A 12,922-nucleotide genomic window follows, 5' to 3' on the forward strand; every position below is an offset into this window, starting at 1 on the left:
GCCTGCGGCGTGCCTTGCAGGCCGCGCCACCGTCAGAGCCGGTGTCACTTCGGGCTGTCCAAGTCTGCGCAGGCAGACTTGGAGCCGCAGCCCTCAGCCCCCCAGGGGGCGCCACCAGCGGCCCGGCGAAGCCGGTTCCGCGGTGGCAATGGCCTCTGACACATCGGCCTCGTTGCGCCTGGGCGTGACGAGGCCTTTCTTTGGACGGCGGGTGTGGCGCGTGCCTGCCTCAGGCCTAAACCGTCCAGCGCCCGAAGCCGCTGCGCAGCATGCGCACCATCTCCCCCGCCGCGGGTGACAGCGAGCGGTTGCGTCGCATCACCAGTCCCAGTGGACGACGGATGTCGGGCCGCTCCAGCCGGCGGCTGACCACGCCGTCCTGGCGCACGAAGGCGGCCGCCAGTTCCGGCAAGGCCGCCACGCCCAGACCGGCACGGACCATGGCGTGGATGGTGGCGATGTGCTCGACTTCATAGCGCGGCTGGAAGCGGCGGCGGTGGTGCATGAACGCGGCATCGGCGTACTGGCGCACGCTCGCGGGCAGCGGCATGGAAATGTGGTCCATGTCAAAGGTGTCGGCCCAGGCAATCGGCTGGCGTGATCGCGCAGACGGATGCGCCTCGGGCAGCAGCAGCACGAATCCGTCCGAAGCGAGTTCGCTGTAGTCGAGGTCGGCGTAGGCCGGGTTGGCCGCGGTGATGGCGAAGTCCACCTTGCCGGCGGCGACCAGGTCGAACGCCGGGCCCGATAGCGTGTCGTGCAGCTCCAGCTGCACGCCCGGGTACTGCGCGGCGTAGCGGGCCATGACCTCGGGCAGCAAGGTGGCGGCCAGCGAGGGCAAGGCGGCCATGCGCACGGACCCCGACTGCAGATCGACCACGTTGCGCACCAGGCGCAGCGCTTCCTGCGTCTGCTCGCTCATCAAGCGTGCCTGGTCGCGGAAGGTCTCGCCCGCGGGGGTGAGGTGCACGCTGCGCGTGGTGCGGTCGAACAGGCGCACGCCCAGCATCTCCTCCAGCCGCACGATCACGCCCGACACCGCCGACTGCGACAGGTGCACCCGTGCGGCGGTCTGGCGAAAGCTGCCGGTCTCCGCCAGCACGAGGAAGACTTGGAGGTCGCGGGGGGTCCAATTGATCTGCATACGAGATCAGTCTATTGGAGAAATCGTCTGGACCGTTCAATGAACGCTGCCTAGACTCGCGCCGCAACAGGAGACAACGCGCCATGTGGACAACCCAACCCAAGACCGCCCGTGCGGTCGTCGTCGGTGGCGGCACCATGGGCGCCGACGTGGCCATCGTGCTGGCACGCGGTGGCACCACCGTGGTGATCGTCGAGCCCTCGGCTCCCCGCCGGGCCGCACTGCCCGCCCACCTGGGCGACAACCTGCGGGCCATGGGCTTGCCCGGGCGGGCCGCGCGCATCCACAGCGTGGCCAGCCTGGACGAGGTCGACTGGGCCGGCGTGTCGCTGGTGGTCGAATGCGTGCCGGAACGGCTGGACATCAAGCAGGCCCTGTTCGCCGATCTGGAGCGCCGGGCCGCGCGCGACACCGTGCTGGCCAGCAACAGCTCCAGCTTCCCGATCAGCGCCATCGCGCAGGGGCTGGCGACCGCCGACCGCATGTTCGGCCTGCACTTCTTCATGCCGGCCCACCTGGTGCCGCTGGTCGAGGTGGTGCTGGGCCCCGCGTCCGACGCCGCGCTGGCGCAGGGCCTGTGCGACTTCATGCGCGGCTGCGGCAGCGTGCCAGTGCTGGTGCGCAAGGACAAGCCCGGTTTCCTGGCCAACCGCCTGCAGCACGCGCTGGCGCGCGAAGCTTTTGCGCTGATCGACGAGGGCGTGGCCACGCCCGAGGACGTGGACGCGGCCGTGCGCTTCGGCTTCGGCTTCCGCTTTCTGGCCGCGGGCCCGGTGATGCAGCGCGACCACGCCGGCATCGACGTGCACTGCGCCGCCGCGGCCACCATGTACCCGAGCCTGGCGAGCAGCACCCAACCGGCGCGCGCGCTGAGCGAACGCGTGGCCCAGGGCCACCTGGGCATGAAGACCGGCCAGGGCTTTTACACCTGGACACCCGAAACCCGGCAGGCCGAGCGCGACCGCTACGACCGCCTGCTGCGCCAGGGCCTGGAACTGCTGGCGGCCGAGCTGCCGCCGATCGACCGCGAGGACTGAACACCATGGGCTTTTTCGACACCCCGCTGCTGATCACCGTGGCGCCCAACGGCGCCTACAAGCAGGTGCTGGACCACCCGGCGCTGCCGGTCACGCCAGAAAGCCTGGCGCAGACGGCCAAGGCATGCCACGAGGCCGGCGCGGCCATGCTGCACCTGCACATCCGCGATGCGCAGGGCCGCCACAGCCTGGACGTGGCGGGCTACCAGGAGGCGCTGCGCGTGGTGCGCGCCGCCGTGGGGCCCGACATGATCCTGCAGGTCACCAGCGAGGCGGCCAAGGTCTACCAGGCGCCCCAGCAGCTGGCCATGGTGCAGGCGCTGGTGCCCGAGGCGCTGTCGGTCGGGCTGCGCGAAATCGACCAGCCCGAGGTGGGCGAAGCAGGCCTGGCGCATTTCTTCGCCTGGCTGCTTGAACACCGGGTGATGACGCAGGTGATCCTGTACGACGAGCAGGACCTGCGCCGCTGGCAGGCGCTGCGCCAGCAGGGCGTGGTGCCCGACGGGCGCTGGTTCCTGCTGTTCGTGCTGGGTCGCTACACCGCGGGCCAGCGCTCAACCCCGCAAGACCTCCTGCCCTTCGTGCAGGCGCACCACACCGGCGAGCCCTGGGCCATGTGCGCCTTCGGGGCCGGCGAGCACGCCTGCGCCGCCACCGCGGCCGCCCTGGGCGGGCATGTGCGGGTCGGCTTCGAGAACAACCTGCTGCTCAAGACCGGCGAAGTCGCGCGCGACAACGCCCAGCTGGTACAGCAGGTGGTGGACGTGGCCGCGGCCCTGGGCCGCCCGGTGGCCACGCCGCAACAGGCGCGCGAGTGGTTCGCCGCCTGACCTTTCCTTTGCATTTGAACAACAAGCTTTTCACCACCGAGACCCAGGAGACAAACCATGAAACGAGCCGTGTTCCTCAAAACCGCCCTGAGCGCCCTGGCGCTGTCCGCCACCCTGCCCGTGCTGGCGCAGGAGGCCTACCCGAGCAAGCCGATCCGGTTCGTGGTGCCGTACCCGCCCGGCGGCCCGACAGACCTGATGGCGCGCCTGCTGCAGCCCGAGCTGCAGACCCGCCTGGGCGTGACCGTGGTGGTGGACAACAAGAGCGGTGCCGGCGGCAACCTGGGCAGCGCCGAAGTGGCCAAACAGCTGCCGGCCGACGGCTACGCCCTGCTGCTGGCCGCCAGCGGCCCCATGGCGGTGAACCCCAGCCTTTACAAGAGCATGGCCTTCGACCCGCTCAAGGACCTGGCGCCGGTGATCCAGATTTCGTCCTTCCCGCTGGTGCTCGAAGTCAGCACCAAACTGGGCGTGAAGACGCCGCAGGAACTCGCGGCCCTGGCCAAGCGCCCGGACAGCAAACTGACCTTCGCGTCCGCCGGCAACGGCACGCCGCAGCACCTGGCCGGCGAGATCTTCAACACGCAGATGGGCATCAGCCTCTCGCACATCCCTTACCGCGGAGCAGGCCCGGCGCTCAACGACATGATCGGTGGCCAGGTGAGCGTGATGTTCGACGTGCTGGGCAGTTCGCTGCCGCACATCCAGGGCGGTCGTCTGGTGCCGCTGGCGGTGACCTCGGCCCAGCGCCACCCCTCGCTGCCCAACGTGCCGACCATGATGGAAGCGGGCATCGCGGGCTACGAATTCACCGCCTGGCATGGCATCGCCGTGCGCGCGGGAACACCGGCCCCGATCGTGGCCAAGCTCAACAGCACGCTCAACGCCATCTTCAGCGATGCCGAGTTCAAGAAGAAGTGGGAAGCCATCGGCACGCCGGTGGTGGGTGGCACACCGCAGCAGTTCGGCGACCTCATCCGCAAGGACAGCGTGCGCCTGGGCGAGGTGGTCAAGCGCGCCGGCGTGACGGTGGACTGAGCCCGCGCGGGGCGCGGCATCCAGCCCTGTGCCCCGGGCTCAGTTCGTGATGCCGTACTTGCGCAGCCGCGCGGCGATGGCCGAATGCGAGGTGCCCAGCCGCTCGGCCAGCCGGCGGGTGGACGGGTACTTGGGCCACAGCCGTTGCAGCAGCGCGCTTTCGTAGCTCGACACCGCCTCGTCCAGGCTGGTCACGGTGTCGTCATCGGGCAGCGTCGGGCCGGCGGTGGCCGCATCGGCCAGTTCCAGGTCGCCGGTGTCGATGACGGCGGCGTCGCTCATCGTCACGGCCCGGAAGATCACGTTCTGCAACTGCCGCACATTGCCGCGCCAGGGGTTGGCCTGCAGCGCGGCGGTGGCGGCGCGGCTCAGGCGCACCGAGGGCCGGCCGGCCTGTGAGCAGGCGCGCTCCAGGAAGGCCTGGGCGAGCAGCAGAATGTCCTCCGCGCGTTCGCGCAGCGGCGGCACGACCACCTGCAGCACGTCCAGACGGAACAGCAGGTCCTGCCGGAAGCCGCCGGTCTCGACCATGTCCTCCAGCGAACGGTGCGTGGCGCTGATGATGCGGATGTCGGCCTTCAAATCGCGCTCACCCCCCACGCGACGGAAGCTGCCGTCGTTGAGGAAACGCAGCAGCTTGGCCTGCAGGTAGGGCGACATCTCGCCTATCTCGTCGAGGAACAGGGTGCCCCCGTCGGCCAGTTCCAGCAGCCCGGGGCGGCCGCCGCGCAGCGCGCCCGTGAAGGCGCCCGGCGCGTAGCCGAACAGTTCACTTTAGGCCAGGCTCTCGGGCAGGGCGGCGCAGTTCAGCGCAAAGAAGGGCTGCCCGTGCCGCCGGCTGCCGGCGTGGCAGGCGTGGGCCACCAGCTCCTTGCCGGTGCCCGTTTCGCCGCGGATCAGCAGCGGCGCATCGACCTGCGCCATGCGGGCGGCGCGCTGCCGGAGGTTGCGGATCGCGGTGGACCGACCGAGGATGGCCTCGAAACCGCCGGCGCTGTAGTTCTGCAGCGCGCTCAGGCGTTCGCCGATGCGGTGCGGCGCGTGCAGCGTCAGCACGGCCCCGGCAACCCGCCCGCCGGATTCGTGCAGCGCCACCGTCTCCAGCAGGTAGGGCTGGCCGCCGACCAGCACCTCTCCCACGGGCAGGCGGTAGTCGTGCGAGACCAGGGTCTCGGCCAGGCCCGCGTCGCCGGTCAGTTGTTGCAACGACAGACCCGAGAGCTGGTCCTCCCGCAGGCCGGCGGCCTGCGCCGCCGCCGCGTTGGCCACCACCACCTGGCCCTGTGCGTCGACCGCCAGCACCGGATCGGCCAGGGACGCGAGCAAGGCGTCGAGGTACAGCTGCCGGCGGGCGCCGGGCAGCATGGACACCTCGGTGACCTGCCGCACGCCGGGGATCGCCTGCACCGCGGCGTCCACACCGGCCAGGTCGGCCGGCAGCAGCGCCGGGGCTTCCAGGTAGATGTGCGGCGGTTCGACTTCGACGGCGATCACGTCCAGGCCGCGGCCGGCCAGCACGGCGAGGATTTCATGGGCGATGCCGAGGCGGTCGACGAACTCGATCTTGAGGCGCATGGCGTGTACGGAAATCGATACGGTGGTGCGAAATCGTGACAGCAGTGTAGCGGCTGCGGCACGGCCAGGCGATTCTGATTTTTGGGCCTGATTGCTGGCGGCGCTGCCCGCGTGGACAGACCGGTCGCCATTTGGGGTGTATTGAATTCGATACGACGTGAATCGGGGTCCGGCAGCGCCTGCGCTCGCAAGGGATTGATTCGTATGGCGTTGGCCGCATGGCCGCCGTGTGGCACAAGGCTTGCACTACAGCTCTCACGGCGGGGCTTCCCCGCGAACGAAACAGAGGGCTCAAGGCATGAAGGTTCTGGTTCTGGGCAGCGGCGTGATCGGCGTCTCGGTCGCGTATCAACTGGCGCGGGCCGGGCACGAGGTGACGGTCGTCGACCGGCAGCCCGCGCCGGCACTGGAGACCAGCTTCGCCAACGCGGGTGAAGTCTCGCCTGGCTACTCGGCGCCCTGGGCCGGGCCGGGCGTGCCGGTCAAGGCGATCAAGTGGATGCTGATGCACCACAGCCCGCTGGTCATCAAGCCGATGCTGGACCCGGCCATGTGGCGCTGGGGCCTGTCGATGCTGCGCAACTGCACCGAGGCGCGCTACCGCGTCAACAAGGCGCGCATGGTGCGGCTGGCCGAGTACAGCCGCGACTGCCTGGTCGAGCTGCGGCGCGAGACCGGCATCCGGTACGACGAACGCACCCAGGGCACGCTGCAGCTGTTCCGCACCCAGCAACAGCTTGAAGGCGTGGGCAAGGACGTCGAGATCCAGCGCCAGTACGGCGTGCCCTTCCAGGTGCTCGACCGCGACGGCTACCTGCAGTACGAGCCCGCGCTGGCGCAGGTGAAGGAAAAGTTCGTGGGCGCGCTGCGCCTGCCGGGCGACGAAACCGGCGACTGCTTCCTGTTCACCCAGCGCCTGGCCGACATGGCCCGTGACCTGGGCGTGCGCTTCGAATTCGGCGTGAACATCCGCCACATCGAGCAGTCGGGCGACCGCTTCACCGGCGTGCAGACCGATCGTGGCCTCATGACCGCCGACCGCTGCGTGCTGGCCACCGGCAGCTACTCCACCGCACTGGCCGCCCCGCTGGGCCTGCACCTGCCGGTGTACCCGGTGAAGGGTTTCTCGATCACGGTGCCGATCACCGACCCCGCCGCCGCGCCGGAGTCCACCATCATGGACGAGACGCACAAGGTGGCCGTCACGCGGCTGGGCGACCGCATCCGCGTGGGCGGCACAGCGCAGCTGTCGGGCTTTGACCTGAACCTCGATGCCGGCCGGCGCAAGACGCTGGAGTTCGTCGTGGGCGACCTGTTCCCGCGCGGTGGCGACGTGCAGCGCGCCGAGTTCTGGACCGGTCTGCGCCCCATGACGCCCGACGGCACGCCCATCCTCGGCACCTGCCGCGTCAAGAACCTGCTGCTGTGCACCGGCCACGGCACCCTGGGCTGGACCATGGCCGCCGGCACCGGCCGCGTGATGGCCGACCTCATCAGCGGCAAGACGCCCGAGATCGACATGGAAGGCCTCGGCCTGGACCGCTACGCCTGAGTCGTCCGCCCGCGGTTTCCGACCGTTTTTCACCCTTCACACAACACCCCTCAGGAGACCCCGCCCATGTCCGTGTCCGACCTCGTCAGCGCCCTCAACGGCGTCATCTGGAGCCCCGCGCTGATCTACCTGTGCCTGGGTGTCGGGCTGTACTTCTCGCTGCGCACCCGCTTCATGCAGGTGCGCGGCCTGGGGCAGATGATCCAGCTGATGTTCCACAACAAGTCGTCGGCGGCCGGGGTGTCGTCGTTCCAGGCGCTGGCCATGTCGCTGTCGGGCCGCGTGGGCACCGGCAACATCGCCGGCGTCGCCACCGCGATCACCTTCGGTGGCCCGGGTGCCGTGTTCTGGATGTGGATGGTCGCCTTCCTGGGCGCGTCCACGGCCTACGTCGAATCGACGCTGGCCCAGATCTACAAGGAAAAGGACGACAACGGCCAGTACCGCGGCGGCCCGGCCTACTACATCGAGAAGTGCATGGGCCAGAAGTGGTACGCGTGGATCTTTGCGGTGTCCACCGTCATCGCCACCGGCCTGCTGCTGCCGGGCGTGCAGGCCAACAGCATCGCCTCGGGGCTGGCCAACGCCTGGGGCGTGGACACCGCCGTGAGCGCCGCCGTGATGGTGCTGCTGCTGGGCTTCATCATCTTCGGCGGCGTCAAGCGCATCGCCGTGTTCGCCGAGATCGTGGTGCCCTTCATGGCGCTGGCCTACATCCTGGTGGCGCTGGTCATCGTGCTGCTGAACATCGGCCAGGTGCCGGCCATGATCGCCCTGATCTTCAAGAGCGCCTTCGGCCTGGAGGCCGGCTTTGGCGCGGTCATGGGCATGGCGGTGCAGTGGGGCGTCAAGCGCGGCGTGTACTCCAACGAAGCCGGCCAGGGCACCGGACCGCACCCCGCCGCCGCGGCCGAGGTGGACCACCCCGCCGAGCAAGGCTACGTGCAGGCCTTCTCGGTCTACATCGACACGCTGTTCGTCTGCTCGGCCACCGCCTTCATGCTGCTGTCCACCGGCATGTACAACGTCAAGGCCCCCAGCGGCGAGATGCTGTTCAACGGCCTGCCCGGCATCGAGACCGGGGCCGCCTACACCCAGGCCGCGGTGGAGACCATGCTGCCGGGCTTCGGGGCCTCGTTCGTGGCGATCGCGCTGTTCTTCTTCGCCTTCACCACCATCGTGGCGTACTACTACATGGCCGAGACCAACATCGCCTACATCAACCGCAAGGTGCACCGGCCGTGGCTGAGCTTTGTGCTGAAGCTGGCCATCATGGCGGCCGTCACCTACGGCTCGGTCAAGAGCGCCGGCCTGGCCTGGGACCTGGGGGACGTCGGCGTCGGCCTGATGGCCTGGCTCAACATCGTCGCCATCCTCATCATCCAGAAGCCGGCGCTGCTGGCACTGAAGGACTACGAACGCCAGAAGAAGGCAAAGCTCAAACCCAGGTTCGACCCCGAGTCGCTGGGCATCCGCGACGCGGCGTTCTGGGTCGAGCGGCTGAAGGACGACAAGGCCGGACAGCGGAAGTGACCGGAGAGGTTGAGTCTTTGATGCCTGCTGCCAGGTAGACAGCCGCCTCCATCAGGCTGGAAGGCCTCGTTGCGCTTTGGCGTGGTTAGGCCTTTTTTCGTTGCTTGCGTGGCAGGTCTGCCTGCGGGTGGCGCACAGCTCTTGAATGCTTCGAGTGGGCTTCGAGTGGGCTTCGAATGGGCTTCGAGGATTGGGCACTGCTGGAGAGATTCGTTTCGACCCGTTGCAGCCCGAGAGGGTCTTGGTCACCAACAGCCGCTGGGCAGTGGTAGGCGTCGTTCGCGGTTGTGGACCGGCTTCATGGTGCTTGGGCAGCAAGCTGTCATCGGTTGACCAGGCTGCGCGGCAGCGCCAATGACCGGTATCGAGGGGAATCACCATCAAGCATGCACTTCGGCCATGTAGCGCTTCATGGCATCGATCACCAGCGCAGGGTGACTCATGTGGGCGGCGTGACCCGTCACATCCATGACCTCTAGAGTGCTGCCCTTCAGTTGCTGGTTCAGATACTCACCCACCGCAAGGGGAACCAAGCTGTCTTCTTGGTGTTGAAGAATGAGACAAGGGCGAGTCACCTGGGGCAGGTCGGCCCGGTTGTCCGCAAAAAAGGTGGTTTGCGCAAATACCCGCATCGCGGCCGGGTTGGTGGAGCAAAAACTGTCGGCAAGCTCACCAGACAACGATTCGCCCTGCGCGGCACCCATCACCACGGACGATAGGTGATTGGCCCAGCCGATGTAGTTCTGGTCCATGAGCGACATCAGGCCTTGGAGGTCGGCACGCTCGAAGCCTCCCGCGTATCCAGGTGGATCGTTCAAAAAACAGGGCGAGGGCCCCACCAATATCAAGCGATCAAACAACTCAGGGCGTGCAATCGAAGCCAACAGTCCGACGTTGCAACCGGCAGAGTGGCCCACGAACGTGACGCCACTGTGCAGCCCTTGCGCTTCGCACACGTCCAATACGTCTTGCGCATAGCCAGCCAAGCTGCTGTAGCGAACGGCGCTGAAGGCCGACAGCTGCGACTTGCCGCTTCCAACAAAGTCAAACAAGACTTGGCGATGTGTACCAGCGAAAGCGGGCGTGATGCGGCTCCATACGGATTGGCTGCAGCCAAGCCCGTGGGCAAACAAGATCGCTGATCCACTGTCTCCCAAGGAGCGGACGTTGTTGCGTTTGTTGACGTTCATGGTCTTCAGCTGAAATTCAGGGTGTCAAACCTTATCGTGGGCAGTGCAAGACTTCAAGTGTTCCGCAAAAGGCCGTTGATAGGCGAATTTTCGCGGCATGGCGGCGCCCAGCGTGCACCACAAACCGCCACGAGCGCATGCATGTTCATGAGTGCTTCGGTCAGCAGGCGCTGGGCCTCCAAGGCGTGCACGCCGCCGAGGTTGGCGCGCCGACCGTGAACCATCCCATCACTGGACACCTGGCCGAAACACGCTTCTCGAAGTCGAATATCCGCGGCCGCGCATGCCCACCCCTGTCGCGCTGGTCCAGCGGCTGCAGGGATTGTTCCCGGCGTGTAACCCATGAAATCGTTTGACTGGGTAGAGTCACCGAACACAACGAACGGAGACCACCCCCATGTACACCGCCCACCCCCAGCGCTACGAGCGTTTGCCCTACCGCACCGTCGGCAAGAGCGGCCTGAAACTCCCCAGCATCACCCTCGGCCTGTGGCACAACTTCGGCGACACCACGCCCATGGAAACGCAGCGCGCCATGCTGCGCACAGCCTTCGACGCCGGCATCACCCATTTCGATCTGGCCAACAACTACGGCCCGCCGGCCGGCAGCGCCGAAACCAATTTCGGCGAACACCTGCGCCGCGACTTCCGGCCCTACCGCGACGAATTGATCATCTCCAGCAAGGCCGGCTGGGATATGTGGCCCGGTCCGTATGGCAGCGGCGGTGGCTCGCGCAAGTACGTGCTGGCCAGCCTGGACCAGAGCTTGAAGCGCATGGGGCTGGACTACGTGGACATCTTCTATTCACACCGTTTCGACCCCGACACGCCGCTGGAGGAAACCATGGGCGCGCTGGCCACGGCGGTGCAGCAGGGCAAGGCGCTGTACGTGGGCATTTCCAGCTACTCCGCCGGCAAGACGCGCGAGGCCGCGGCCATCTTGCGGCAGATGGGCGTGCCGCTGCTGATCCACCAGCCTTCGTACAGCCTGCTCAACCGCTGGGTCGAAGAAGACCTGCTGGACACCCTGCAGGCCGAGGGCATGGGCTGCATCGCCTTCAGCCCGCTGGCACAGGGCCTGCTGACCAGCAAGTACCTCAACGGCGTGCCGGCCGACGCGCGCATCAACCGGCCCGGCGGCGGCTCGTTCACCGCCGACCACCTGAGCGAGCAGAACCTGGCCCATGTGCGCGCGCTCAACGCACTGGCCCAGGCGCGCGGCCAGAGCCTGGCGCAGATGGCGGTGGCCTGGGTGCTGCGCCACCCGGGCATGAGCTCGGCGCTGATCGGTGCCAGCAAGCCCGAGCAGATCACCGAACTGGTGGGCGCGCTGCAGAACCTGCACTTCAGCGCGGACGAACTGGCCGTGATCGACCGCCACGCGGTGGACGGTGGCATCAACCTCTGGAAAAAGCCGTCGACCGACCAGCGGGTGTGACGGGGCGAGGCATCACTCGGGCTCGCCGGGCAGGCTGCCCCAGGGGTCGTCGGTCTCGCCGATGAGCCGGGCCACCACCTTGGCCGCGGGGGTGAGCTGACCCTGCTTGGGCAGGGCCAGGGTGACGTAGCGGCGCAGGTCGGGGCCGACGATGCGCGCCGCCTGCAGCCCGCCCGAGCGCATTTCTTCGGCCATCGAAAACGGTCCCAGCACCGAGTACAGCCCGGGTGAGTGGGCCACCAGTTCCTTCTGCACGCGCAGCGAGTCGGCCTCCACCTCGGCCTGCAGCGCAAAGCCCTTGCTGCGCGCGGTTTCGTCCAGCACCGCGCGCCAGTGCGAGGGGCGCCGTGGCAGCACCAGGCGCAGGCCTTCGAGCCGCGCGAAGTCCACCGTGCCGTCGCGCGTGAGCCGGTCGCCGGGCATGGACACCAGGTAGGTGCCGGCGGTGGCCAGCAGTTTTTCGTCGGCGCCGGTGGGTTTGCGGAAGCGGAACAGCACCGCCATGTCCACGCTGCCGGTGTCCAGCAAGGTGTCGAGCTCGCCGCCCTGGCCTTCGCGGATGTTCAGGCGGATCAGCGGGTACTCGGCCTGCAGGCGCAGGTAGAGGCGCGTGATCAGCGGGTGCGCGGCCGAGGGCAGGATGGCCAGCCGCACCTCGCCCATGGGCAGGCCGGCGTCGGCGCGGATGTCGGCCAGCAGCTGGTCGGTGTCGCGCACCCAGCCGCGCACGCGGGCCTGCACCCGCTGGCCCAGCTCGGTCAGCGCCACGCCGCGCCCGGTTCGGCGGAACAGCGGGCCGCCGCAGGCGGCTTCGAGCTCGCCGATCTGGCGGCTGATGTGCGACTGCACCGTGTGGCGCTGCGCCGCCGCCTTGGTGAAGCTGCCGAGCTCGGCCACTTCCAGGAAGAGGCGGAAGTCGTTCGGGTTGGCGGGGTGGCGTGCGCTCATAGATATGCCTTTTGAGAGATGTCTGAAATCTTGTTTTGCATTCTAGGCAGATGGCAAGCCGCTCCCTAGACTGCGGCCCATTCCTTCCCGAACCGCTGTTCCAGACCCCCGGAGACACACCCTCATGAAGCTCGCCAGTTTTGAAACCCAAGGCCGCGCCACCTACGGCGTGGTCGATGCCGCCGGCCTGTACCACGCCGTGTCCGATGCGTTCCGGCAGCGTTTTGCCGACCTGAAGGCGGTCATCGCGGCGGGCGCGCTGGAGGCGGTGCCGGGCGCGACGGAAGGCCCGGGCCTGCGGGCCGACCAGGTGCGCCTGCTGCCGGTGATCCCCAACCCCGGCAAGCTGATCTGCGTGGGCCTGAACTACAAGAGTCACGTGGCCGAGACCAAGCGCCCCGACAGCGACTACCCCTCGCTGTTCCTGCGCTTCAACGACAGCCTGGCCGCGCACGATGACGTGGTGCTGCGCCCCGCGTTCTCCGAGCGCTTCGACTGGGAAGGCGAGCTGGCCTTCGTAATCGGCAAAGGTGGCCGCCACATCGCCAAAGAAAACGCCTTCGAGCACATCGCCGGCTACGCCTGCTTCAACGACGTGAGCGTGCGCGACTGGCAGAAGCACACCCACCAGTTCACC

General features: G+C 68.1%; 11 protein-coding genes and 1 pseudogene. 7 read left to right on the top strand and 5 right to left on the bottom strand.

Annotated features, from left to right (window positions below; all coding sequences use genetic code 11):
* Window positions 1–235 precede the first annotated feature (235 nt).
* Window positions 236–1,144, bottom strand: a complete 909-nt coding sequence (locus tag ACR2JA_RS00670) for a LysR family transcriptional regulator (protein ID WP_434007213.1) — start codon at window positions 1,142–1,144, stop codon at window positions 236–238.
* An 83-nt stretch (window positions 1,145–1,227) separates the two neighbouring features.
* Between ACR2JA_RS00670 and ACR2JA_RS00675 the strand changes: the two genes are divergently transcribed.
* Genes ACR2JA_RS00675 through ACR2JA_RS00685 form a run of 3 tightly spaced genes read left to right on the top strand, consistent with a single transcriptional unit; the run spans window position 1,228 to window position 4,049 of the window.
* A complete protein-coding gene (locus ACR2JA_RS00675; RefSeq protein WP_434007214.1) occupies window positions 1,228–2,181 on the top strand; it encodes a 3-hydroxyacyl-CoA dehydrogenase family protein in 954 nt (317 codons plus the stop codon).
* Between the two features lie 5 nt (window positions 2,182–2,186).
* Complete coding sequence (locus tag ACR2JA_RS00680; RefSeq protein ID WP_434007215.1) at window positions 2,187–3,011, top strand: 3-keto-5-aminohexanoate cleavage protein; 825 nt, start codon at window positions 2,187–2,189, stop codon at window positions 3,009–3,011.
* A gap of 57 nt (window positions 3,012–3,068) precedes the next feature.
* Entirely contained in the window at window positions 3,069–4,049 is a 981-nt protein-coding gene (locus ACR2JA_RS00685) for a Bug family tripartite tricarboxylate transporter substrate binding protein (RefSeq protein WP_434007216.1), read from the top strand.
* Between the two features lie 39 nt (window positions 4,050–4,088).
* On the opposite strand, the gene ACR2JA_RS00690 is transcribed toward ACR2JA_RS00685, so the two are convergent.
* Complete coding sequence (locus ACR2JA_RS00690) at window positions 4,089–4,331, bottom strand: TyrR/PhhR family helix-turn-helix DNA-binding protein (protein ID WP_434007223.1); 243 nt, start codon at window positions 4,329–4,331, stop codon at window positions 4,089–4,091.
* A 186-nt stretch (window positions 4,332–4,517) separates the two neighbouring features.
* Window positions 4,518–5,624 (bottom strand): annotated as a pseudogene (locus ACR2JA_RS00695) (sigma 54-interacting transcriptional regulator); the annotation flags it as partial.
* Window positions 5,625–5,922: 298 nt separating this feature from the next.
* Here ACR2JA_RS00695 and ACR2JA_RS00700 point away from each other — a divergent pair.
* Both ACR2JA_RS00700 and ACR2JA_RS00705 read left to right on the top strand, forming a co-directional pair.
* Complete coding sequence (locus ACR2JA_RS00700; RefSeq protein ID WP_434007217.1) at window positions 5,923–7,176, top strand: D-amino acid dehydrogenase; 1,254 nt, start codon at window positions 5,923–5,925, stop codon at window positions 7,174–7,176.
* Window positions 7,177–7,242: 66 nt separating this feature from the next.
* Window positions 7,243–8,709: an alanine/glycine:cation symporter family protein gene (locus ACR2JA_RS00705; protein ID WP_434007218.1), complete on the top strand. Its 1,467-nt coding sequence runs from the start codon at window positions 7,243–7,245 to the stop codon at window positions 8,707–8,709.
* 380 nt (window positions 8,710–9,089) lie between these two features.
* Here the strand turns inward: ACR2JA_RS00705 and ACR2JA_RS00710 are convergent, their stop codons facing one another.
* On the bottom strand, window positions 9,090–9,899 hold the full coding sequence (locus tag ACR2JA_RS00710) for an alpha/beta fold hydrolase (protein WP_434007219.1): 810 nt from the start codon (window positions 9,897–9,899) through the stop codon (window positions 9,090–9,092).
* A gap of 397 nt (window positions 9,900–10,296) precedes the next feature.
* On the opposite strand from ACR2JA_RS00710, the gene mgrA reads away from it, so the two are divergent.
* The gene (gene mgrA, locus ACR2JA_RS00715) at window positions 10,297–11,337 is read left to right on the top strand and encodes an L-glyceraldehyde 3-phosphate reductase (protein ID WP_434007220.1); all 1,041 of its coding nucleotides are present in this window, start codon (window positions 10,297–10,299) and stop codon (window positions 11,335–11,337) included.
* A gap of 12 nt (window positions 11,338–11,349) precedes the next feature.
* On the opposite strand, the gene ACR2JA_RS00720 is transcribed toward mgrA, so the two are convergent.
* Window positions 11,350–12,285 carry a LysR family transcriptional regulator gene (locus ACR2JA_RS00720; protein ID WP_434007221.1) on the bottom strand — a complete coding sequence of 312 codons (936 nt, stop codon included), beginning with the start codon at window positions 12,283–12,285 and terminating at the stop codon, window positions 11,350–11,352.
* A gap of 124 nt (window positions 12,286–12,409) precedes the next feature.
* On the opposite strand from ACR2JA_RS00720, the gene ACR2JA_RS00725 reads away from it, so the two are divergent.
* The coding region (locus tag ACR2JA_RS00725) for a fumarylacetoacetate hydrolase family protein (protein ID WP_434007222.1) at window positions 12,410–12,922 on the top strand (513 nt) is incomplete at its 3' end.

The sequence above is a fragment of the Hydrogenophaga sp. genome, from assembly GCF_051007235.1.
GTDB lineage: Bacteria > Pseudomonadota > Gammaproteobacteria > Burkholderiales > Burkholderiaceae_C > Hydrogenophaga.